A 23,287-nucleotide genomic window follows, 5' to 3' on the forward strand; every position below is an offset into this window, starting at 1 on the left:
TCTGGCCCTGTGAGATCAGCACGTCCGCCTGACGTAGCTTCGCGACGATCTCCTCGGGCTTCGGGTATTTTGCCATCTCGTCCGTCCTCCAGGCTCAAAAGCCATACCAAAGGGCGGACCACTTCAATGGGGGCTGACCAAACGGGGCACCTGCGGCTCCAATCATGACGTTCGGTGCCTTTGCGGATCAGCTCGTGCCCGAGTTAGCCAAGGGCTTCCGCAACACGAAGCACGCCGCTCAGTGGACGAGCACGCTTAACACCTACGCTGCCAGCCTCCGCTCCAAGCCTCTCGACGCGATCACCACCGACGACCTGCTTGCCGTGCTGCAGCCGATCTGGACCACGAAAGCGGAAACCGCCTCGCGCGTTCGTGGGCGCATTGAAAAGGTGTTGGACGCCGCCACGGCGAAGGGGCTGCGCACAGGCGAAAACCCGGCCCGCTGGCGCGGTCATTTGGATCAGCTCCTCTCTAAACGGCGCAAGCTCACCCGCGGGCACCACACTGCGCTCGCTTACGAGACAGTCCCGGCGTTTGTCGCGGATCTACGTTGCCGGGATGGGATTGCGGCGCGCGCGCTGGAGCTTGCGATCTTAACCGCAGCCCGTGTTGGTGAAGTTGTCGGTGCGAGATGGGATGAAATCGATGTAACGGCCAAGCTATGGACGGTGCCCGCCGCACGGATGAAGGCTGAACGCGACCACCGCGTACCCCTCAGTGACCGCGCCCTAGCGATCCTCACTGAGATGGAACAGATTCGCCGCGGAGCCTATATATTCGAAGGTTACCGGAGCGACCGACACCTCTCGACCGGTGCGTTCGATGCGCTCCTTGAACGCATGAAAGTCAAAGCGACGACGCACGGCTTCCGCTCGTCATTCCGAGATTGGGCAGGTGATTGCACCGAGTTCCCCCAGAGGTTGCGGAAGCGGCACTTGCGCATGCCGTGGGCGACAAGGCCGAACAGGCGTACCGACGGGGCGACAACTTGGCGAAGCGTCGTGCGCTTATGGCAGCGTGGTGCGCGTTTCTAGCTCCAGGCCAGCAAAACCCGCAACTAAGCTAGAATCCCAAAAATCTGCGGCCCGAGACTGTTTCGCCGAACGCATAATTCTCAAAAAATCGGAAGGCAGATCGGCCGATGGCACGCCGCGCGGTTTTTCGAAGCAGGTTATCGCCTAAATCTGTATTTTCAGAGCAAACGCACGAACGAGCCTCAATCTTTATAGATCGCATCGGAAAATTATTGTATGACACTGGCTGGACTGAAAGTGATCGCAGCAAACTGAATCACTGTGAACCTTCGTATTTGGCAGGCAGTGGACAGGATCTTGCCTCGACTGTCCGAAGTCAGGTCCTCTCAGGCCTACAACGTCAAATCTTCGAGGCATCCGTTTATATAATGGCTCCCGCATTGCTGCAGGCCCGCACCTCTCCGCACTCGCTGTTGGGCCAGGAGGATATAGAGGATGTGAGCCTAGAGGCTCCAGAAGATGATGAGATTGACCCGCTGTGGAGCGAAGATGACCACCCAAGACTACGTCAACTTAGCATCAAGCCTGAATACTGGGCATTAGCGGGAGCAGATGCTAGAGTTGACTGGATAGGCTCAAAAATATCCATTGCCAATGAATATCTTAGGGATAACTCGTGGTTGCCAAGACGTGATTTGCCACTCGAAGAGATCTACCAAATAGGTGACAGGCAAATTGCAATACCGTTGTATATTACTTTTCCACAAACGGCTCTGCGCAAACTTATTACCTACGAAGATATACCAGGCCAGGAATGGTTGGACCGCTACAAAATATATCGTGAGAAAGGACGCGCAGAAATCCCGGCCGTCATTTGGCGCTACATATCATTAACCGGACACAATAAAAGCAATCCACCTACAGCAAAAAAGCTGTCTGAGATAGCCCAGGATTATTTGAAAAGCCAAGGACTAGAATCTCCGGCCGACCAAGAAAGGCTCAATGCGCGAAGCGCCGCTCTCCAGGAAATGGCGAGGTCTGTCCTCCAACAATTGGAAGACGCCAATCTGAGTACGTCTGTGCTGGTGACAGGGAACCCGCGGTCACGCCGCCGTGTCTGACAGGCGCGCCATAGCTGATTTTTCCCTGTCAGACGGCATAGTGTTCGAATGCATGCTCTACCGTCCGGATGCGTTCGCTATCGGCCACTCCCGTCAGCTTTCCTCCGCCGCTTAGCGTGCGGCTTCTCTCTGTATCGGAGGCTTGCGCGCTCCTCGGCATCAAGCGTACGCGTTTTTATGAACTTCTGAAGGGCCACCAACTAAGCGCTGTGAAGCTTGGATGCCGGACCTTTGTTCGCTCAGACGAGCTTGAGCGTTTCATTGAGGCTTTAGAGACGATACAAATTCCGGCTGCGAAGGATGTCGCGCCATGAGCGACAATCCTGTGCTTTGCTCAGTGACACGACCGGCAGTCCGAGAACTTGAAACGCTGGATGCACTGAGCATTGGGCAGCTGGTAGTTGACGACATTTTTGCACGTGGCGCGTACCTGACCTGCACCGACAGCGAATTTCTTCGGTTCAGCGGCACGCACTGGATCCCCCTGTCCGAAGCTGAACTCGGCGGGATGGTTCTCCAGCATCTACATTTGGGGACAGGCCGAGGTCAGCAGCGGCCTCGTGCGGTCACCCGTGAAGTGATCGAACTCCTGAAAATGCGGCAGGCGACCGGCACGGATCGCTCGCGCCTTAACGAGCCTCCACCCGTCATCAACGTCGCCAACGGGGAATTATGGATCACCCCCGATGGTTCAGTCGAATGCCGACCTCACAATGCCGCTTCAGGCCTGCGTTACTGCCTCGACGTGGCCTACGACCCGAAGGCTGTCTGTCCCCTCTACGACCGCGCGCTGCGCGAGATCTTTTCAGATTCGATGTCGTCGGCCGCCCTAGTCGACTTTTGGCACGAGTTTGCCGGCTACTTGCTGCAGCCCGCCCGACCTGACGCGCGGATCTTCGTCGGTTGGGGCGCCGGTAGCGATGGCAAAACTGCCCTCGCCGGCTTGCTTGTCCGCCTGCTCGGTTGCGAGCGCGTGGCAGCGATGCCGGTGGGTGAACTAGCCAGCAATAGATTCATGCGCGGCCATCTGGCCGACAAGGCTCTGTTCCTCGACGACGACGTAGCGGTCGGGACAATCCTGCCAGATGGCCTGCTGAAAACGATCAGCGAAGCCAAGGTCGTCACCGGCGAGCCGAAGCATCGCGAGGCCTTCGAGTTTCGGGTTGGGGCGTTGCCGCTGCTCCTGTGCAATGACGTACCTCACCTGCGCGATACCTCGCACGGCTTCCGCCGCCGCCTCACCGTCATTCCCTTCGAGCGGCAATTCACGAGCGAGGAGGCTGACCGGACGCTCTTTCCTCGCATCTGGGAAACGGAACGCTCAGGGGTGCTGAACCGAGCGCTGGAGGGTCTGCAACGGGTCAGCCAGCGGGGGTGGAAGTTCGACCTGCCCGAGGCGGTGAACCGAGCGAGCGAGGCGTGGTGGGTCGAGGCGACAGACGCATCATCAGACATCGCCCCAATGGCAATCCGTTCGACTAGGGGGCCAGGGCGGACCTCTAAGCCCGGACCGCCGACCTCCAAACCCGGGAAGAGCCTTGGCGAGGCCCATGTGACCTCTCCCGTCGGAGCCGACCAAGACGCGGCCGATCTCAGCATCAACATCAAGCTTCCGGCAGCCGGTAAAGGTTACGCGGTGCAGGTGCGGGTCGGGGCAGCCACAGTCGATGTGCGTGTCATCGCTGAGCCGGATCAGCAGACAGCGCCGCTCGTTCAGCCGACACCCAAGCGCTGAGCACCAAAACGCCTTCCGATCAGGACATCAGCGATGGCGAGGCCAATCCTGCCCTCAAATTTTGCGAGGCGTGCCGTGCGGCAGTCGGGCACAGGTGCCACGACGCGCACGCGAGCAGGCCTCATCAAGCTGCATCGTGAGGAAGCCGCTACGGCTTCGAAGCCCTCAGGCAACCCCGCGGGGTTGCCTGAGGGCTTGGAAACCGCGGTTGAGGCTGCCAGGGAAGATCGCCTGCGGGCACAACGAATGCGCCGGGTGCTGAACCGGCCGGGCCCGACGAACTGGTTGAACATCGCGGCGCGCCTGTGGCTGGCCAAGCAGCTCTCGCCGCGGGTCGGTCACCCGACGCTCGACACAGTAGCTGTCGACAGCCTCGCCGAACGCCTGGAGAATGGAGTTGCGCAGAGCGTCCCGCCCCCGACCGTCGCCTCATCGCTGCGGATGCGCGCGATCCGGGAAGGCCTGAATGGCGCGCTGCTCGACGCTTTCGCCGAGTACCCAGATGCTGAGCTGCGCACCGTGACAGTGATCTACGCCGGCTGGAGGCTCACTCCGGCCGAGCTTGATGGGGCGACGGCGGCGAAGCTCAAGGCGCAGTTCCGGCGGCACTTGGATCGGGCAGGGGTTTTTAAGGTTCCAGGGCCGCTGTTCGTAGTGCTGCATGGCGAGTTTGAGCCAAGCTCCGGCCAGTACCAGCTGCACTTTCACCTCGTGACGCCGGCGGCGAAGGCGGCGGCGCTGCAAAAGGGTCTACGGGCGAAAATTATCAAAGGCTACACGGTCACCCCGACCGGCGCGGCACCGGTGCGGCGCTCCCGTGTCGGCGACCGAGTCGTCCAGCTCAGCTACCTCGCAAAAAGCTACTGGCCGAGCCGCCCCGTCATCCAGATCGGTGGAAAACCGAAGCGGGTGCGCGATCCCCAACGCATCCCTGAACCCTACGCCACCCAGGTTCTGCTCTGGCTTGACCGACAGAAGTTCACCGATCTGGTCGTAACCCATGACTGCTGGTCGCGGCGCAATGGCGGCTCGGCGGCGATGAAGCGGCTGTGTTTATTCGTGAAGGGCGTGAGCTGAACAGGTGCCCTCTATGGGGTGAAAAGGGTCATGGTTCGGCTCTTCGGTGCGGTAGAACGGCCAAAGCATGGGCTAGGGGGTAACAACACTGCGCATGGGGGTGACAACACTGCGCTGTATCACGGGCCAATTGCAGGTCGTCGTTCATCAAGGTGGGAAGGTGGGAAGCCCTCAGTTGTCGAGCCGCCGGTCGTAATCCGCTCGAAGGAGTTTATCATGAGTACGAAGCCACGCCATTCCGCTGCCGTGCCGAGCCGCCGATCCATCCCGGAGTCCACCCGCCGAGCGACACCGCCAATTCGTGACCGACCGATAGCTCCTGCTGCACCGAGCATTCTCGATGCCGTGCGCGATCAGCACGGTGGTCCTTGGATCCGCTATGGCACCCCTCAACGTGCGTTGTGGTTTGCCGTCGCCGACCTCATTGCCGATCCGCGTGAGGTGTTTTCTCGGCTGTCTAAAGTCGGCGCTCAATACCTCACGCCCGGTGCGCAGAATGGCTTAAAGCGCGAGATCGAGGCGCACACTGATTATCGTGAGGCGCTCGTCGCCGCACGGCCGGGCTGGCTGCAAGGCTTCTACGTGTTCGGCGACGGAACACGAGCGTCGCCGCGTTTCGACACGCGAGAGGTCATAGTGGCCTTCGAACCGCATCCCAAGTTCACGCCGCGCGGTTCACTCGAAGACTGGCAGATCGCCGTAGCGCCCTTTGCTACGCGGCAGCCGCTCCCCTTTTTCGTCATCGCGTTCGCGCTTATCGGGCCTCTGCTACGCTTCGCACCACGCGGCTATATCAATTCGCAGGCGGAGATCGTCGGCGATCCTGAGACCGGCAAGAGCAGCATGGGCGTGCTCGCCGCCTCGGTGTGGGCTGGCAATCCCGAAAGCGACTGTGGCGGCGGCGAGAGCTTTGACCTAACAGTCAATTTTCTAGATACGCTTAAACTCAACCACGGTGACAGCCTCCTTTTCCTTGACGAGGCCAATCTGGCAGGCGCATCGCAAAAGGATCGAGAGGACTTTGCGCATCAGATGGTGTTCAAAGTTGCTGCGACGGGAAGCCGGCGGCGTTTAGGCGACGCAGCACAGGGCGAGCACACACGCTTGGCCATGCTCAGCACGACGAACGCAGCGCTCGCCGACCTTGTGAACGGCAGCGTACAGGTGAGAAGCGCCCTTCAATCTCGACGCATTACCATTCGCATTGCGCCCGAGGCGCCACATGGCGGGTTTACTTTCTTGCCGCCGGGATATGAGAGCGCGCGAGCCGCAAGCGAGGCGATGGTCGCGGTCGCTGACGATTACTGGGGAATGGTCGGTCGAGCTTTCGTCAAGCATCTCGTGCGAGCAGCCGAGCGTGACGAGTCGCGCTTGATAGAGGTCATCGAAAATAACCTCAAAAGCTACATACGCGAGGACAGAGTGCCGGTAGGATCGGCGCGTGTGCAGAAGAGCTTCGCCCTCGCAGCGGTTGCGGCCGCATTGGCTCAACGCTTCGGCGTCCTCCCGAAGGAGTGGGGCTCGCCGTTGCATCTGATCCAGGATGTGGCGCGCGCTGCGGCAAACAAGGAAGCGCCGCGGGTTGCAGATCCACATGCTTCAATGCTTGCCTACGTTGAGGCTCATCGGGCTGCCCTGGTCGAGGTCTCTGATCTGGCCGCTCCCTTGTCGACGGCCGATTTTGAAGACGCCGCTGGTTTTCTCCGACGGATCGGCGACGATGTCGAACTGCTGGTTCCAGCAACACGCTTTCAGTGCACCTTCCAAGACCATGGAGCGTTAATGCGGAGGCTGCGTGATGCAGGTTTGGCGCAGACCGAGGGCGGTCGCACCCCGAAGCTGACGATTAAAACTCCAAAGACCATCTGTCAGGAGGGTCGCGTCTACTGCATCAAGCTTGGACATTTTACTTCCTAAGTATTGCGGCCGCAGAGCCTTCGAATGGTCGCGCTGTTCCTTAACTCGGTCGCGTAAAGGTACCGGCACGGCGACGGGCGTCGTGCGCTACGGAGCCACGACGATGAACGACATGACCCTCCTTGATCCCGACGATCTGCCCGAATGGGCTTGGGAGATCGCCGAGCGATATGACCTCATTCCGCGTAGCGACTCGCCATATACGGGTGCCATGGCGTTGGTGATGAATGCGGCCTGCGACCTGAAGAAACTGAGCCGTCGCCTCCGCCGCAAGCCCCGTCTTACGAACGAGATGGTACAGGAAGTCGCTGCCTGCGCCGCTATGCTCGCCGATGCTGCCAAGCTCGCGTCGCTTTGTCCTGAGCAATTTAGCGCCGAGGAGGACGCCAAGGCAGACGATGGCTCACTGATTTCGGCCAAGGGCACGCCCAAATAGATCTGCTTCGCGGCGGCCGCTCGCAGCTGAGACGCGAGCGGTCGCCACGCGGCAACCTTCACGCAGAGCGATCTCGGGATTTTATTGCAAGGTTTGGCCGAAAGCGGACCAGCGGCTTTCGGCCACAAAGGTTGAGAAGCCGCTGCCCGATTACAGAGCTATGCCGACACGATTCTCGACGCGTGTTGAGTTTGTCCGACCGCAGGTGCCTGCCCGCCACTCTGGTCGTGAAGATCCGTTCCGGCTGTTTCCGGCATGAGCAGCGCCGCGCAGAAGGCGACCCCGTAGGCGCAGAGGGCGCAGGCGCCCATCGCCGTCCCCAGCGGCCAGCTCGCGGACAGGAGGCCCACCGTGGCGGGCACGACCGAACCGAAGCCGCGCCCGCCCCCGAGGCAGAAGCCCTGGCCGCTCGCCCGGATCGACGTGGGGAACAATTCCGCGAAGGTCGGCAGCATGCCCGAGGCCAGGGCCCCCTGGAACGCGCCCAGGAAGAAGCTCAAAACGATGGTCGTGGTGAGGCCGATCGGCGCGAGCAGTAGGATCGCGACGTTGCTGGATTGCAGCACAAGGAAGGTCATGAAGGCCGGGCGGCGGCCGATCCGGTCCGACAGCCAGCCGTAGAGGAGCGGGCCGACCAGGGAGCCGAGGATGTTCATCGCGAGATAGCCGGTGCTCGACTTGATCGAGAGGCCGAGCGCCGTGCGCAGGTAGGTCGGCAGCCACGTGATCATCACGTAGGCGCCGCCGAAGATGCCGGTCGACATGATCGCGGCGGCAGCCGTGCGGCGCAGGTTCCGGCCCGTAAAGATCGTCCAGAACGGCGGCGGCACGACACCAGCGCGCTGAGCCGCCCGCGCCTCGGCGTAGATTCCGGATTCCGGGACGAGCCGGCGGATGAAGAAGACGAGGCCTGCCGGGATGATGCCGATGGCGAAGAAGACGCGCCAGCCCGTCTCCTCGGAGAACAGGGATGCGATGACCGGCAGGAGGCTGACCGAGATCGCGTAGCCGACCGCGTAGCTGCTCTGGACGGAGGCCGCGACCCGCCCTCGCAGGGCCGGACGGATCACCTCGCTGATCAGGACCCCGCCGACCGCGGCCTCGCCGCCGTAGCCGAGTCCCTGGAGGAAGCGGACGAGGGCGAGGGACCAGAAGTCGATCATGAACGCCGCCAGGCAGGTGAAACCCGCGACCATCAGGATGGTGACCTGCAGGATCCTGACCCGGCCGATCCGGTCGGCCAGGATGCCGGCGGCCCAGCCGCCGACCGCAGCCCCGGCGAGGGAGGCCGTGGCAAGGTATCCGGCCTCGGCCTGCGTCAGGCCGAGCGTCGCGATCAGCGCCGGGATGACGAGGGCGTAGATCGTGGTGTCCATGGCGTCGAGCCCGAACCCCGCGAAGCAGGCCCAGTAGGTTCGGCGCTCGGTCCGATCGAGCGTGTGGTACCAGCCGAGCTTCATCATGTTGCGTCTCCTCCGGCCATGCAGGATCGCGCGCCGGTCGCCCGCAGGCCGGGCGGGCTGCACAATGCAGCCGGCGCCGTCTCTTCGCGGACGGTCGGCCGGCCTCTGTCCGGGCGTTCGTCAGTCCTGCGGATCGTCGTGGTATTCGAGGCCGGCGGCCGCCAGCGCCGGGCGCATCCCGTAGATGTCGAGACCGAGTTCTCCGGCGGCGAGCCGGGCGCGCTTGGTGACTTCGTTCGCGGCCCGCGCGTCCGCCTTCGCGGCGACGGCTTCGGCCTCGGCGTGCGGTACGACCACGACACCGTCATCGTCCGCCACGATCGCGTCGCCCGGCCGGACCAGGGCGCCGGCGCAGACCACGGGCACGTTGACGCTGCCCAGCGTCGCCTTGACCGTGCCCTTGGCCGAGATCGCCCGCGACCATACCGGGAACCCCATCTCCTTGAGTGCGCGCACGTCGCGGCAGCCCGCGTCGATCACGAGGCCGACGGCGCCGCGCGCCTTCAGCGATGTGGCAAGCAGGTCGCCGAACATGCCGTCGGTGTTGTCGGTCGTGCAGGCCACCACCAGGACGTCGCCGGGGCGGCACTGCTCGACGGCCACATGCAGCATCCAGTTGTCGCCGGGCTGCGCCAGCACGGTGACGGCGCTGCCGGCGATCGCGGCGCCCTCCCAGACCGGACGCATGTAGGTCTTCAGGAGGCCGGTCCGCCCCTGCGCCTCGTGGACCGTGGAGACGCCGTGCCCGGCGAGCGTCGCGGCGACGGCCGGCGCGACGCGGGGGATGTTGCGGACGACGACGTTGCTCATGCCAATTCCTCGAGCGTCATCGGGAAGAGGCGCTGATAGGCCTCCCCGTAGGTCATCGCCGTTCCGGAGTTGCGGCCGCCCTGGACGCCGCGGTTGAGCGCGACGCGCGTGTAGTATTCCCAGAGGTGCTTCTGCGCGGCGAGCACTTGGAACGCGCGGAACTTGGTCTCCCACACGGCATCGATGTTCAGGATGACCTGGGGCTTGAAATTGCACTGCTCCGGCTGGTGCGGCTCGAACAGGAACACGGGCGGCGCGGCGTAGCTGCGGTCCGGGTCCGGCTTGTGCCCGGCGGCCTGGGCGATCACCCGGGCCTCCTGCGCCACGTGGGCGGCGACAGGATGGTCGAAATTGTAGGGGTCTTCGAGGGCGTGGGTCAGCACGAAGGCCGGACGCTCCTCGCGATAGACGTCGACGAGCCGGTCGAGGACGGCCTCGCCAACGCGCAGGGGATAGTCGCCGACGTCGAGGAACTCGATTTCGGCGCCGAGAATGCCGGCCGCCTCCTCGGCCTCGGCGCGGCGCTGGGCCTTCACGTCCTCGACCCGCGTGCCCGCCTTCTTCCAGGCCCACTGGCTCTCGCCGCGCTCGCCGAACGACAGGCAGACGATCTTCATCCGGTAGCCCTTGGCCGCGTGCAGGGCGATGGCGCCGCCGGCGCGCCAGACGAAATCGCCCGGATGGGCTGTCACGACGAGGCCCGATCGGGTTGCAGCCGCCATGTCTCATCTCTCCCGGAGCGTGCGTCGCTTCTCGCGCACTATCGTGCATGCAGAGCTATCGCCGTCAGTCCGAGCAAACAAATGAATAGATTGAGGCTATTGATGCGGCTTATCGAATAATGCTCGCTGGCTCGGCGCACATCGGCACGATGCCACCGGACCGGCTCGTGCCGGGAGGCAGCGCGGTCAGAGCGCGTTGAAGTACGCCTGGATCATGCGCGCCAAGCTCTCCGCCACCGGCGACAGGGTGTGATTGCGGCGCGTCACGATGCCGATCGTCCGCGCGATGCTCGGGGCCCGGAGCGGCACGGCGACGATCTTTCCCTCATCGGCGGCCTGAAAGGCGAGGCGCGGCACGACGGTCACGCCCAGGCCCCCGCGCACCATGCCGATCGCGGTGGCGACGCGGTGCACCTCGTAGGCCCAGGTCACGTCGGCGTAGCGTCCCCCCAGCCCCGCCGCGATGAGCAGGTTGTTGCCGGTCTGCTCCCCGATCTTGATCAGGATCTCGCGGTCCAGCTCGGACCACGTCACCACCTTCGCGCCGGCGAGCGCGTGATCGGCCCGGCACACCACCACGAAGGCTTCCTGGTGGATGGGCGTGATGTCGAGGTCGTAGTGCTGGGCCGACATGATGGTGATGCCGAACTCAGCCTCGCCTGCCCGCACCCGCTCGATGATCGCGGTGGCCGATTGATCAAGGACGCGGACCAGCACGCCCGGGTGGGCGGCGCTGAACCCCCGCAGGATGACGGGGAGATGGTGGCCGGCGATCGTCGGCAGGCAGCCGAACCGGACGACGTCCTGGCTCTCGCGGCCCTGCCGCCGCAGCGTCCCGAAGATCTGGGAGAGCTCGTCGACGATGCGCTGCGCGCTCGGCAGAAGCTCGACACCGGCGGCCGTTAGCGTGACCTGCCGCGTCGTCCGCGCAACCAGCCTGACGCCGAGCTCGTCCTCCAGCTTCTTCAGGCGGTGGCTCAGGGCCGCCTGCGAGAGGCTGAGGCTGGCCGCGGCCCGGTTGAAGCTTCCCCAGTTGGCAATGCTGAGGAAGGCTTGAAGGCCCAGAAAGTCGATCCGCTCCATCACCCCTCGCAGCCCCGCGCCCCTCGCGCCGCGACATGCGATCGCTTCGCCAGAGCCGGGCCGGAATTGCGCGCAGCGCGTAACGTGTCCAGGGCGGCGGTCGCGGGGCCCGATCAGCTCAGGCGCAGCAGGCCGGCGACGTCGCGCATGGTCCCCACCGACTCGAGGGCGAGGACGGTGTCGATCAGCCGGGACGTCTTGTCCGCGCCGAGGACCGGCGCCATCAGATCGCGGCACTTGCTTACCACTTCCGCGCGCGGCATCGGGTTGTCGGCCGTGCCGCGGACCGCCAGCACCGTGTCGGACAGGACCGTCCCGTCGTTCAGCGCGATCTCCACGATGGCGGCGCGCGCTGGCTCGAGGCGCTCCAGCTCGTCGCTCGGGATCAGCCGGACCTTGGCGCGCATCCGCAGCACCGTCGGATCGGCCATGCGGTCCTTGTCATGCGCCGCCTGGAACGAGGCCGTCCCGTCGAGCAGCATGATCGCCACCATGTGCTGGAGGCAGATGTCGGGCATGTCGCGGTTGTCGACGACCCGGGCCTCGGTGTGGGCGACGCGGACGGTGACCGATCCGATGGCTTCGGGGTCGACGGACCGGCGCCGCAGGATGTTGCTCAAGGCATCGAGCGGGGCCTGGATCGGCGAGCCCACCGTCCATTTCTTGATGTTGGTGCGGGAGATCTCGTAGCGCGCGCCCAGCTCGGCCGTCAGCGCATCCAGGCGGCCATCGGGCGCGTAGGCCAGGAAGTAATTGTCGGCGCCCGAGAAGATGTCGTCGATGCCGGTGCATCCCGCCTTTACCATCAGCGCCGCGGTGAGGCCGCTGCGCGCGGGCATCCCGGCGAACACGAAGGACTTTTCGATGTGCTGCGTGTCGCGGGTCCAGGCGCCGATCCCGGAGGATTGCTGGGCCGCATAATCGAGGACCCAGCGCATCTGTTGCGCGTCGAGCCCGGCGGTGCAGGCAGCCGCTGCTGCGGCCCCGAAGGCCCCCGCGATGGCGTGGGTGCTCTTGTGGCTGGTGTTGCGGAACGGGATCGCGTCGAAGCTGAGGGTGACCCGCGGGCCGACATCGTAGCCGAGCGTCACGGCGCGCAGGAAGCGCGTGCCGTCGATCCCGAATTTCTCCGCGGCGGCGAGCGCCGCCGGCACGATCGGCGCGCCCGGATGCGACTGCGAGAACTCGTTCGAATCGTCGGTCTCGTCCGAATGCGCCAGCATGCCGTTGACCAGCGCCGCCACGAGCGGGTCGGCCGTGGCTCTGGAAGCGACGAGCGTCGCGTTGCCGGAGCCGCCGTAGGAGGCCGCGAAGCTGTAGGCGGCCTTGGCCGGCAGCAGGCCGGAGCCCGACACCATGGCGGCGAAGGTGTCGAGGATGTGGTGCTTGGCCGCCTCGACGACCGCGTCCGGAAGCGGCTGGTCCGCGGCCTCGGCCATGTAGGCGCTGAGCTTCGCCATGACGGGGCTGATGGTGCCTGTCGCCGCCAGGGCGCGCAGCGGCGCGGCCCCCAAGACGGCGCCAGCACCGGCGCCGCGCAGCAGGGCGCGGCGGCTCGCGCGCATCGGATTGCCTCTCGGTGACATCTTTGCTCCGGACGGTTCGTGGTGCGCGCGGTTCAGGCGCGCTCGGGGATCGGCGAGAGGACGGGCTCGCCCGCGAAGAAGGCGGTGAGGTTGGCCACGACCTGACCGATCGTCGCCTCCAGGGTCTCCGGCGAGCGCCCGGCGATGTGGGGCGACAGCACCACGTTCGGCAGCGCGCACAGGGAAGCCGGCACCGCAGGCTCGCCCTCGATCACGTCGAGCGCCGCCCCGGCGAGGCGGCACGCCTCCAGGGCCTCGATCAGGGCCTCGGTGTCCACGACCGAGCCGCGCCCGACATTGATGAGGAAGCCGCCAGGGCCGAGGGCGTCGAGGGCCGCGCGGCCGACGCAGTGACGGGTCGCAGCGCCGCCCGGCAGTGCCACGAAAAGCACGTCCGCCCAGGCGCAGAGATCGCCGAGGCTCGGGGCGTAGTCCCACGGCACGTCCGGGACCGGCCGGCGGTTGTGGTAGCGCACCGCCATGTCGAAGCCGGCGCAGCGCCGGGCGATGCGGCTGCCGATCCCGCCGAGCCCCAGGATGCCGGCGCGCCTGCCCTGCGCCCCCGGCCGGGCGGTCCCGCCCTCCCGCCAGCGGCCCGACCGGACGGCGGCGTCGAAGCGCGGGATGTCGCGCAGCACCGCCAGGAACAGGGCGAGGGCGTGATCGGCCACGCAGCCCGCGTTGATGCCCGTGCCGTGCGTGATGACGATCCCGCGTGCCTGGGCCGCCGGCAGGTCGACGCCCTCATGGCCGACGCCCTGTGCGCAGATGATCCCGAGATTCGGCAGCGCCGCGATCAGAACGGCCGGGATCGGCGTCGTCCCGTTCGTCACGATGGCCCGGATGCGGTCGCCCGCCCGCGCGGCGAGGTCGGTGCGGGCCTCGGGCGTGACGGCCTGGTGCACGGTGAAGCGAGCCTTCAACCGGTCGAGGGCGAAGGGCGCGAGGTCGATCGCCAGGAGCACGTCCGGCTTCAGCCCGCCCGCTTCGCCGCGCTTCGACGACCGATCGCTCATGCGCGCTCCCTCCTCCGACATTCAGGTCTGCGGCCCGGCCGGGACGGGGTACAGGCGATCGGACCCGAGCTCGGACAGGGCGTTCACGCCGAGCAGGCCCATGTTGCGCACGATCTCATCCTTCAGGATCGCGATCGCGCGCTCGACCTCGGACTGGCCGCCGACTGCGGCGGCGTAGAGGAACGGCCGTCCGACGAACACGAAGGCGGCGCCCAGCGCCAGCGCCTTCAGCACGTCCGTGCCGCGGCGGAAGCCGCTGTCGATCATCACCGGGATCGTCCCGCCGAGCGCCGCGACGACCGCCGGCAGGGTGCGAAAGGGCGAGACCGTGGCGTCGAGCTGCCGGCCGCCGTGGTTCGACAGGATCACCCCATCGGCGCCGAGATCCAGGGCCGCGACGGCGTCGGCCGCCGCCATGATTCCCTTGATCACCAGCCGGCCGCGCCAGCGCGCCCGCACCAGCCGCAGGTGGTCCCAGCACAGGTGGTCGCGGTTGCCGAAATCTCGCAGCACCGAGGCGGACAGGATCGGCGCCCCCCGCTCCGCGTAGGAATTCTCGAAATGCGGCATGCCGTGGCGCGCCAGCGTGCGCAGGAACGTGCCCGCGGTCCAGCGCGGGCATGCGAGCCCGTCGAGGGCAAGGCGCAGGCTCGGCCGGAGCGGCGTCGAGAAGCCGGTGCGGGTGATGTTCTCGCGGTTGCCGGAGACAACGGTGTCGACGGTCACGACCAGCGTGCCGAAGCCCGCTTCCGCCACCCGGTCGACCAGGGCGGCGATCCGATCGGGCTCTGCGGGCAAGTAAGCCTGGAACCACGCGTCCGGGTTGTGCGGGATCACGTCCTCCATGCGGATGAGGGACGAGCCGCTCATGATCATCGGCACCCGCGCCGCCCGCGCAGCCGCCGCCAGCACGATGTCCCCGCGATAGGCGGCAAGCGCACTCAGGCCCATCGGGGCGATGCCGAACGGCGCGGCATAATCCCGGCCGAGCACCGTCGCGGCGGATGTGCGTGCACCGACCCCGACCAAAACCCGCGGCACGAACCCGACCTCGCGCAGCGCCCGCCGGTTGTCGTCGCGCGCCGCATTGGTTTCCGCGGCGCCCGCGATGTAGCCGAATACGGGCCGCGGCAGGTGCCGCCGCGCTGCCGCCTCGTAATCCGCCAGGGCCAGCGCAACGGGCTTGCCGCGCCGGCGCGCCGTCCTGGCGGTCTCGGTCGCCGCCGTGCCGGGGATCGCTTCCGTGCGGCCGGGCAGTTTCTGGGCGCCTGACGCCATCGATCGTCCGTTCGGTGCTGGGCTGGGTGTCGCGATGCCCGCAAGGCGGCGGAACCCTAGCCGCGTGTTTCACAAGTGTGTAAGATCGGCTGCCGGCTGTCCATAGGTCCAGTTCTTTCGAGACAGCCGCGTTGTGCGCAATGGGTGACTGAGCGCGACGAAGTCTGTAAGCGCACAAGAGTGGAGTGAAACCGTGTTGTGGTGACGGACGGCGTGCCGGGATAACGCCGATGTTGCCTCAGAAAATTTATATCCGTGCATTGTGGCCGCATCTGCAGCAGGCCATCAAGGCTGCCAGAATCAAGCCGGAGGACGCCCATGAGCCGCGACTGCCTCGCTCCGCAGGCGTCAGCGCCGCTGGGCTTTGCGCTGCCGGAAGGTGCATGCGACAGCCACACCCACGTGTTCGGGCCCTACGCGCGCTACCCCCTGGCGGAGGATCGCAGCTACACGCCGCCGGAGAACGACGGCGCGGCCCTCCTGAGCCAGCTCGACGCCATGGGCTTCGCCCGGTGCGTGATCGTCACCGCCAGCGCCTACGGGGCCGACAACCGCGCCATGCTGGATGCGCTCGCGCGGGCGCCCGACCGCCTGCGCGGCGTCGCGGTCCTGTCCGACGGCGTCAGCGAGGTCGAACTCGACGCCCTGACGGCAGCCGGCGTGCGCGGCGTGCGCGTCAACCTGTTCCGGCGGGACGGCCGTCAGGTCTACCGCAACGGCATGGGGCTGGAGGCTTTGAGGGCGCTCGCGCCGCGGCTGCGGGCGCGGGGCTGGCACCTCCAGGCGTGGCTGCACGCGCCGGACCTGCTCGAGCTCTGGCCGTCCCTCGCCGCCAGCGGCATGCCGGTGGTGATCGACCATATGGGCCGCATGAGCACGGCGCGTGGCGTCGACGATCCGGGCTTCACGCAGCTGTGCCGCCTCGTGGCGGACGGGGCTGCCTGGACGAAGATCTCGGGGGCGGACCGCCTCACCGCGGCGGGTTCCCCCTACGACGACGTCGATCCCTTCGCCGCGGCGCTGATCACGGCCAATCCGGAGCGCCTCGTCTGGGGCAGTGACTGGCCGCACATCAACTATTTCGGCGACGCGACCGACCTGGGCGTCCCGTCGGATGCGGATCTGCTGCGGGCGCTGCGGCGCTGGACGGATGACCGGAGCCTGCGCCGCATCCTGGTGGACAACCCGGCCACGCTCTACGGCTTCCGGTGAGCGCCGCCGCTACCGGGATTCCGCGCCTTCCGGTATCAACAACCGGTCGTCGAAGGAGCGGGTCGGCCGGACTGGGGCATGTGTTTCATATATGTGAATAGAATGCTCGTGGTGTGGGCCTCGTGACCCTACGTGCGGACATCCCGCCCGAGGCGCAGGGCGCGGCCGTCAAGTCGGCCCGCCGCGTGGTCGAGGTGCTGGAGCATTTTGACCGCGTCCAGTGCCCGCAATCGCTCACCGAGATCGCGTTGGCGCTGGGCTATCCGGCCTCCAGCACCCTGGCCCTTCTCAAGAGCCTGCTGGCCCTCGATTATCTGTCTTACGACTTCGAGCGTCGCACCTACAGTCCGACCATGCGGGTGGCGATGCTCGGCGCCTGGGTGCAGGCCTGCGTGTTCCGCGACGGGGTGCTGATCCGCCTGATGGAGGCACTGCAGGAGGCGACCGGCGAGACTGTCGTTCTCGGCATGCAGAACGATCTTCACGTGCAGTACATCCATGTCGTCCAGGCGCGCCATCTCCTGCGCTATCACCTGCACCCCGGTACGTTCCGGCCGATCCACTCCACGGCCGCTGGCCGCATGCTGCTGGCCCACCAGTCGCGGGACGCGATCGCCCGCTTGGTCCGGCAACTCGACCGGCGTGCTGGAGTGACCCTCGATCTCGACGCCTTCTGGGACGGCCTCCAAGAGGTTCGCGCCGCGGGTTTCGCGTGGTCGGCCAATCAGGTCACCGAGGGCGCCGGGACCATGGCGGTGCTCGCGCCCAAGATGGCCGATGGCCGTGCCACCGTCCTCGGGGTCGCCGGCCCCCTGTCGCGGCTCGAACCGAACCGGGAGCGGATCCTCGCGAGCCTGCGCAGCATCGTCGGGCCACCGCGCGTCGATCCCTAAAATTCACGGTTGTAAATTTTGCGGAAGTGAGCGACCCTCCGGTCAACATACGCCGATGCGCCGGGTCCCGCGGGACCTGCGTCGGACAAACGGGAGGAGCGGATGACGAGCGGCATCGCCGAGCTTCGTGGGAAGCGCTACGACCTCGACCTCCCCTCGCTGCGCGACCAGGTTTCGCCCGCGGAGTGGGAGGCGCGGGTCAACCTCGCGGCCTGCTACCGGCTGGTCGCCCTCTGGGACATGACCGACATGATCGCGAACCACATCTCGGTTCGCGTCCCCGGCGAGCCGGAGCACTTCCTGATCAACGCGTACGGTCTGCTCTACGAGGAGATCTCCGCCTCGAACCTCGTGAAGATCGATTTCGACGGCAACATCGTCGACAAGCCCGCCTTCGATTACGGCGTGAACCGCGCCGGCTTCGTGATCCACAGCGCGGTCCACCGGGCACGGCACGAGGTCGATTGCGTGATCCACACGCACACGCCGGCCGGCATGGCGATCTCCGCCATGAAGTGCGGCCTGCTGCCGATGACCCAGACGGCGATGCGGTTCTCGACGGTCGCCTACCACGATTACGAGGGCGTGGCGGTCGATCTCGAAGAACAGAAGCGCATCGTGGACGATCTCGGCGACGCCGACCTGATGATCCTGCGCAACCACGGCCTCCTGGTCGTCGGGCCGACCGTGCCGCAGGCCTTCAGCAACATCTACCGCGCGGAACTCGCCTGCAAGGCGCAACTCATGGCGATGGCGGCGAGCACCGACCTCGTCCTGCCCTCGGATGAGGTGATCGCCAAGACCAACCACCTCTACCGGCCGGAGGTGCGCCGCCCGTTCGGCGTGCTCGAATGGCCGGCCCTCCTGCGCAAGCTCGACCGGATCGATCCGACCTACCGGGACTGACCGCCGTGGCCATGGCGCATCCCGGCACGGTGATCGAGACGCTGGCGGACTACGCGGCTTCCGAAGGCGAGCGATCGCTGCCAGCGGACGTGTTGCACCACGCCAAGCGCGCCCTGATCGACTGGTTCGCCGCGCTCCTGCCGGGGGCGCAGCTCCCGCCCGCGACGCTGCTCGCCGCGGCGCTCACGGACGAGTTCGGGACGGCCGGCGGCGCCGTGGTGTACGGCACCGGGCGTCGGGCCCCCTTGCGCACGGCGGCGCTGATCAACGCCACCGCCTCGCACATCATCGAATTCGACGACATCTTTCGCGATGCGATCTACCATCCGGGCTGCCCGGTGATCGGCGCGGCGCTCGCGGCCGCGCAAACGGTCGGCGCCGACGGCGCGGCTCTGCTGCGCGCCATCGTCATCGGCTACGAGGTCTCGACACGCATCGGCGTGGCGGTCCAGCCCTCACACTATCACTACTGGCATACGACCGGCACGATCGGGACCTTCGGGGCCGCCGCCGCGACCGCGTCCCTGCTCGGCCTCGATGCTGGGCGCTTCGCCCACGCGCTGGCCACCGCCGCCACGATGGCGGCCGGGCTCCAGCAAGCCTTCCGCTCGGACGCCATGTCGAAGCCGCTCCATGCCGGGCACGCCGCGGAAGCCGGCGCCCTCGCGGCGCTCGCGGCCAGCCGCGGGGTCACCGGCGCCCTCGACGTGCTGGAGGGCGGGGCCGGGTTCGGGGCCGCGATGAGCCGGGGCGCCGAGTGGGCGCACGCTGTCGATGAACTCGGGCGCCGCTACAACATCTGCGCCATGACGTTCAAGAACCACGGCTGCTGCGGCCATGCCTTCGCGGCGATCGACGCCGCCCTGGCGCTGCGGCCGGATCTCGACCTCGACGCCATTGCGGCGATCACCATCGGCACCTACCGGACGGCCCTCGACGTCACCGACCGGCGCACAGTCGCGACGCCCTTCGAGGGGCGGTTCTCGACGCCCTTCACGGTGGCGAGCGCCCTGGTCCATGGCAGCGTGCGCCTCGACGCGGTCTCGCCGGAGCGCCTCTCCGATCCGCGGGTCCAGGCGCTGATGCGCCGGGTCACGATGGTGGTCGATCCGGAAAGCGAGGCCGCGTTCCCGGCCCGGCGCTCGGCCGTGGTGACCATCACCCTGACGGACGGGCGCCGCCTCATGCAGCGGCAGCCGACCCGCAAGGGCGATCCTGACGCGCCGCTCACCGACAACGAGCTGGCCGACAAGTTCCGCGAACTCGCCGTCCCCGCTGTGGGGGACGCGGCGGCGGCCGATCTGCTGGCGGCTCTGCGCACGCTGGACACAGCCCCGGCCAAGGCGGTGGCGCGGCTCGGGCTCGGACCGCCGATGCCGGACTAGGCGGGCGCGCCGCAAGACCATACCCGCCAGAGCCGCGAGATCGGCCGGCGGCCTCCAGGGAGGAGAGCGCATGGACACGCGGGCAATCCCCGCCGGCCTCGCCGTACAGGACGGCACGCGGTCGGACGGGGTGACGGACCTGGAGCGTGACACGATCCGCCGGATCAACCGGAGGTTCATGCCGATCCTCGTCATCGCCTACATGGTCTCGTTCATCGACCGGGTGAATGTCGGCTTCGCGGCGCTGACCGCCAACAAGGAACTCGGCCTCTCGGCCACCGCCTACGGCTGGGGCGCCGGGATCTTCTTCCTCGGCTACTTCCTGTTCGAGTATCCCAGCAACGTGATGATGGGCCGGGTCGGCGCCCGCTTCTGGCTGTCCCGCATCATGATCACCTGGGGCTTCATCTCGGCCGGGATGGCGCTGGTGACCGGGCCGGTCTCGTTCTGTATCGCCCGGTTCCTGCTCGGGGTCGCGGAGGCCGGGTTCTTCCCCGGCCTGCTGCTGTTCGCCTCCCTCTGGTACCCGAAGGCCTACCGCGCCCGCTGCATCGGCATCATGCTGGTCGGTATGGCAATGTCGAGCCTCGTGGGCGCGCCGATCTCCGGGCTGCTGCTCGGGCTCGACGGATGGCTCGGCCTGTCCGGCTGGCAGTGGATGTACATCCTCGAAGGGCTGCCGGCCGTCGTCCTCGGCGTGCTGCTGCTGTTCGTCCTGACCGACACGCCCGACAAGGCCGAATGGCTCAGCCGCGAGCAGCGGGACTGGCTGCGCCGGACGCTCGCCGCCGAGCCGGTCCGAGCGCACGCCGCGCCGAACGTCTGGGCGACGATCCGCGACCCGCGGGTGCTGTTCTACGCGCTGCTGTTCTTCAACGTCACCACGGCGAGCTACGGCCTGAGCCTATGGCTGCCGCAGATCATCAAGGCCGCCGGCCTGACCAACGCCCAGACGGGCTTCGTCACCGCGATACCCTACGCGTTCGGCACGCTGGCGATGGTGCTGGGCGGCTGGTGGTCCGATCGGCACGCGGACCGGATCGTGCCGACCGCCGCCATGACGTTCCTGGTGGCCGCCGGCCTCACGGCCTCGGTCTGGCTCGCCCAGCCGCTCGCGCAGTTCGTGGCGATCTGCGTGGTGATGGTTGGGATCTACGGGCTGAAGGGCCCGTCGCTGGCGCTCTACACCGAGAGCTTCCCGGGGCCGGCGGCGGCCGGCTCGATCGCCATGGTGACGGCGCTCGGCAACCTGTCGGGCTTCCTGCCCGCCTACCTTGTCGGCTGGATCAAGGATTCAACCGGCCAGTTCTCCTACGGTCTCCTGTTCCTGGCCGTGGTCGCGTTCCTGGGCGGCGTGCAGGCCCTGCTCGCCCCCGCCTTCGAGCGGCGCGTCGCCGCCTCCGCGGCACGATGACGGAGGGACGCTCGATGCTCGCCACGGACACCGCCCTCGGGGCCGCGCGCCCTGCCCTTCACACCCGCGTCGCCTCGATCCTCGGCGGCTCGGTCGGCAACCTGATCGAGTGGTTCGATCTGCACATCTACACGGCGTTCTCGCTCTACTTTGCGCCGCAATTCTTCCCCGGCGACTCGCCGAACGTGCAGCTCCTCAACGCCGCCGGGATCTTCGCCCTGGGCTTCCTGCTGCGGCCCCTCGGGAGCTGGATCTTCGGCATCTACGCCGACCAGCACGGGCGGCGCACCGCGCTGAGCTTGTGCGTGACCCTGATGTGCGCGGGCTCGCTGATGATCGCGATCTGCCCGACCTACACCCAGGCCGGGATTCTGGCGCCGGCTTTGCTGCTCCTCGCGCGCATGCTTCAGGGCCTGTCGCTCGGCGGCGAGTACGGAGCGAGTTCCGTCTACCTGACGGAGATCGCGGATCCGCGGCGCCGCGGCTTCTTCAGCAGCTTCAACTACGTGACTCTGATCTCCGGCCAGCTGCTGGCGACAGCCCTGCTGGTTTTGATGCGGATCCTGCTCAGCACCGACCAGATCGCCGCCTGGGGCTGGCGCATCCCCTTCGCCATCGGGGCGGCCTGCGCGGTGATCGGCTACGCCCTGCGCCGGAACATCGCCGAGACGGACCAGTTCAAGGCGCTCCAGCGCCGGGGACCGCCGGAGCGGCCAACCCTGCGCCTCCTGGCCCACCCGCGCGCGCTGGTCCTGGTCGCCGGTATGACCGTCGGCGGCACGGTCGCGTTCTTCACCTACACGGTCTACATGCACCGCTTCCTGTCGAATTCGGCGGGGCTGACGCGGGACCAGACGACGCTGGTCTCCTGCGCCACGCTGTTCGTGTTCGCCCTGCTGCAGCCCTTGCTGGGCGCGCTGTCGGACCGGATCGGGCGCAAGCCCCTGCTGCTCGCTTTCGGCGTGCTCGGGACGCTGGGCACCGTGCCGCTGATGACCGCGATGACGCGCGTCCACGATGCGTGGTCGGCACTCATCCTCCTCATGATCGCGCTCGTCATCGTGTCCGGCTACACGTCGGTGAACTCGGTGGTGAAGGCGGAGCTGTTCCCAACCAGCGTGCGCGTCCTCGGCGTGGGCCTTCCTTATACTTTGGCGACGTCCCTGTTCGGCGGCAGCGCCGAGTATGTCGGCCTGTGGTTCAAGCATCTCGGCCACGAGAGCCTGTTCTTCTACTACGTCAGCGCCTGCATCGCCTGCACGTTCGTCACGACGCTGTTTCTGAAGGAGGGCGGCACGGCGAGCCTCGATCCGGAGCGGGTCGCGGGAAGCCTTGCGGGCGGGGACGACGCGCGCGACCAGTTCCCGATCCGTGACGATCACAGCCAGACCGACCAAGGATTGACCCCATGGCAGACCCCCAACTCATCGTGCAGCGGGATGGGCCGATCGGCTGGCTGATCTTCAGTAATGTCGCCAAGCACAACGCCATGACGTTCGAGATGTGGGGCGGCGTGCCCGAGGCGATCGCCGGCCTCGCGGAGGATCCGGAGATCCGCATCCTCGCGCTGAAGGGCGCGGGCGAGAAGGCGTTCGTGTCCGGCGCCGACATCTCCGAGTTCGAGACGAAGCGCGGCTCCAGCGAGGCCCAGATGGCCTATAACGCCGCCGCGGATGCGGCGACGGCCATCATCCAGACCTGCCCCAAGCCGACGCTCGCCATGGTGCGCGGCTACTGCATCGGCGGCGGCCTCGCCCTGGCGCTGGCCTGTGACCTGCGCTTCGCCGCCGAGGGTACGCGGTTCGCGATCCCGGCGGCCAAGCTCGGCCTAGGCTACCGCTACGCCGGCATGCGCCGCCTCGTCGACGTGGTCGGCCCCTCGCGGGCCAAGGACATCTTCTATTCGGCGCGCCAGTTCGACACCGCCGAGGCGCTCGGCATGGGGCTGATCAACCGGGTCGTCCCCAAAGAGGCGCTGGAGGAGGAGGTCCGCGCCTACGGCGCCCGCGTCGCCGCCAACGCGCCGCTGACGATCGCGGCTGCCAAGCTCGCCATCGACGCGGCCACCACCGAGCCCGGCCCGGATGCGCTCGCCGCCATCGACCGGGCGATCAAGGCCTGCTTCGCAAGCGAGGATTACCGGGAGGGTCCGATCGCCTTCCGCGAGAAGCGGCCGCCGAACTTCAGGGGCCGCTGAGCGGCCCCCGACCTGCCACACCGCGCGAAACCTTGCCACGCAGAACCCTGCGACGCGAAACC

Annotated in this window: 21 protein-coding genes; 14 read left to right on the top strand and 7 right to left on the bottom strand. The window is 67.1% G+C overall.

The genetic code is table 11. The features are described from left to right. The first annotated feature begins 164 nt into the window (after positions 1–164). The 7 genes from MKK63_RS24405 (at position 165) to MKK63_RS24435 (ending at position 7,260) form a co-directional block, all read left to right on the top strand. Positions 165–1,034, top strand: a complete 870-nt coding sequence (locus MKK63_RS24405) for a site-specific integrase (RefSeq protein ID WP_313901798.1) — start codon at positions 165–167, stop codon at positions 1,032–1,034. 107 nt (positions 1,035–1,141) lie between these two features. After that, the gene (locus tag MKK63_RS24410) at positions 1,142–2,095 is read left to right on the top strand and encodes a hypothetical protein (protein ID WP_244006317.1); all 954 of its coding nucleotides are present in this window, start codon (positions 1,142–1,144) and stop codon (positions 2,093–2,095) included. A gap of 68 nt (positions 2,096–2,163) precedes the next feature. Further along, entirely contained in the window at positions 2,164–2,409 is a 246-nt protein-coding gene (locus MKK63_RS24415) for a helix-turn-helix domain-containing protein (RefSeq protein WP_244006318.1), read from the top strand. After that, positions 2,406–3,830: a DUF5906 domain-containing protein gene (locus MKK63_RS24420; protein ID WP_244006319.1), complete on the top strand. Its 1,425-nt coding sequence runs from the start codon at positions 2,406–2,408 to the stop codon at positions 3,828–3,830. Before MKK63_RS24415 ends, MKK63_RS24420 begins: the two co-directional genes overlap by 4 nt. 195 nt (positions 3,831–4,025) lie before the next feature. Then, positions 4,026–4,907: a hypothetical protein gene (locus MKK63_RS24425; RefSeq protein ID WP_244006321.1), complete on the top strand. Its 882-nt coding sequence runs from the start codon at positions 4,026–4,028 to the stop codon at positions 4,905–4,907. A gap of 345 nt (positions 4,908–5,252) precedes the next feature. Continuing rightward, a complete protein-coding gene (locus tag MKK63_RS24430; protein WP_244006322.1) occupies positions 5,253–6,824 on the top strand; it encodes a DUF927 domain-containing protein in 1,572 nt (523 codons plus the stop codon). Between the two features lie 103 nt (positions 6,825–6,927). Next, positions 6,928–7,260 carry a hypothetical protein gene (locus MKK63_RS24435; protein ID WP_244006323.1) on the top strand — a complete coding sequence of 111 codons (333 nt, stop codon included), beginning with the start codon at positions 6,928–6,930 and terminating at the stop codon, positions 7,258–7,260. Positions 7,261–7,418: 158 nt separating this feature from the next. On the opposite strand, the gene MKK63_RS24440 is transcribed toward MKK63_RS24435, so the two are convergent. The 7 genes from MKK63_RS24440 to MKK63_RS24470 all read right to left on the bottom strand — a co-directional run bounded on the left by MKK63_RS24440 (position 7,419) and on the right by MKK63_RS24470 (position 15,218). After that, complete coding sequence (locus tag MKK63_RS24440; protein ID WP_244006324.1) at positions 7,419–8,723, bottom strand: MFS transporter; 1,305 nt, start codon at positions 8,721–8,723, stop codon at positions 7,419–7,421. Positions 8,724–8,843: 120 nt separating this feature from the next. Next, positions 8,844–9,533, bottom strand: a complete 690-nt coding sequence (locus MKK63_RS24445) for a 4-carboxy-4-hydroxy-2-oxoadipate aldolase/oxaloacetate decarboxylase (RefSeq protein WP_244006325.1) — start codon at positions 9,531–9,533, stop codon at positions 8,844–8,846. Continuing rightward, positions 9,530–10,255, bottom strand: coding sequence for a PIG-L deacetylase family protein (locus MKK63_RS24450; RefSeq protein WP_244006326.1), 726 nt, complete (start codon positions 10,253–10,255; stop codon positions 9,530–9,532). Before MKK63_RS24450 ends, MKK63_RS24445 begins: the two co-directional genes overlap by 4 nt. Positions 10,256–10,441: 186 nt before the next feature. Beyond that, positions 10,442–11,338 carry a LysR family transcriptional regulator gene (locus MKK63_RS24455; RefSeq protein WP_244006328.1) on the bottom strand — a complete coding sequence of 299 codons (897 nt, stop codon included), beginning with the start codon at positions 11,336–11,338 and terminating at the stop codon, positions 10,442–10,444. A gap of 113 nt (positions 11,339–11,451) precedes the next feature. Beyond that, on the bottom strand, positions 11,452–12,903 hold the full coding sequence (locus MKK63_RS24460) for an MmgE/PrpD family protein (protein WP_244006330.1): 1,452 nt from the start codon (positions 12,901–12,903) through the stop codon (positions 11,452–11,454). A gap of 53 nt (positions 12,904–12,956) precedes the next feature. Next, the gene (locus MKK63_RS24465; RefSeq protein ID WP_244006332.1) at positions 12,957–13,940 is read right to left on the bottom strand and encodes a 2-hydroxyacid dehydrogenase; all 984 of its coding nucleotides are present in this window, start codon (positions 13,938–13,940) and stop codon (positions 12,957–12,959) included. A gap of 21 nt (positions 13,941–13,961) precedes the next feature. After that, the gene (locus tag MKK63_RS24470) at positions 13,962–15,218 is read right to left on the bottom strand and encodes an alpha-hydroxy acid oxidase (RefSeq protein ID WP_244006333.1); all 1,257 of its coding nucleotides are present in this window, start codon (positions 15,216–15,218) and stop codon (positions 13,962–13,964) included. 318 nt (positions 15,219–15,536) lie between these two features. Between MKK63_RS24470 and MKK63_RS24475 the strand changes: the two genes are divergently transcribed. The 7 genes from MKK63_RS24475 to MKK63_RS24505 all read left to right on the top strand — a co-directional run bounded on the left by MKK63_RS24475 (position 15,537) and on the right by MKK63_RS24505 (position 23,225). Beyond that, positions 15,537–16,430 (top strand): amidohydrolase family protein, encoded by an 894-nt coding sequence (locus MKK63_RS24475; RefSeq protein WP_244006334.1) that lies wholly within the window; start codon positions 15,537–15,539, stop codon positions 16,428–16,430. A gap of 122 nt (positions 16,431–16,552) precedes the next feature. After that, on the top strand, positions 16,553–17,323 hold the full coding sequence (locus MKK63_RS32040) for an IclR family transcriptional regulator (protein ID WP_244006335.1): 771 nt from the start codon (positions 16,553–16,555) through the stop codon (positions 17,321–17,323). A 102-nt stretch (positions 17,324–17,425) separates the two neighbouring features. After that, positions 17,426–18,229: a class II aldolase/adducin family protein gene (locus tag MKK63_RS24485; RefSeq protein ID WP_244006336.1), complete on the top strand. Its 804-nt coding sequence runs from the start codon at positions 17,426–17,428 to the stop codon at positions 18,227–18,229. Positions 18,230–18,240: 11 nt separating this feature from the next. Further along, positions 18,241–19,614, top strand: a complete 1,374-nt coding sequence (locus MKK63_RS24490; protein WP_244006351.1) for an MmgE/PrpD family protein — start codon at positions 18,241–18,243, stop codon at positions 19,612–19,614. Between the two features lie 70 nt (positions 19,615–19,684). Continuing rightward, positions 19,685–21,028 carry an MFS transporter gene (locus tag MKK63_RS24495; protein ID WP_244006337.1) on the top strand — a complete coding sequence of 448 codons (1,344 nt, stop codon included), beginning with the start codon at positions 19,685–19,687 and terminating at the stop codon, positions 21,026–21,028. A gap of 14 nt (positions 21,029–21,042) precedes the next feature. Continuing rightward, the gene (locus MKK63_RS24500) at positions 21,043–22,488 is read left to right on the top strand and encodes an MFS transporter (RefSeq protein ID WP_244006339.1); all 1,446 of its coding nucleotides are present in this window, start codon (positions 21,043–21,045) and stop codon (positions 22,486–22,488) included. Then, entirely contained in the window at positions 22,437–23,225 is a 789-nt protein-coding gene (locus MKK63_RS24505; RefSeq protein ID WP_244006341.1) for an enoyl-CoA hydratase, read from the top strand. Before MKK63_RS24500 ends, MKK63_RS24505 begins: the two co-directional genes overlap by 52 nt. Positions 23,226–23,287: the final 62 nt, after the last annotated feature.

The sequence above is a fragment of the Methylobacterium sp. J-088 genome (assembly GCF_022829295.1).
GTDB lineage: Bacteria > Pseudomonadota > Alphaproteobacteria > Rhizobiales > Beijerinckiaceae > Methylobacterium.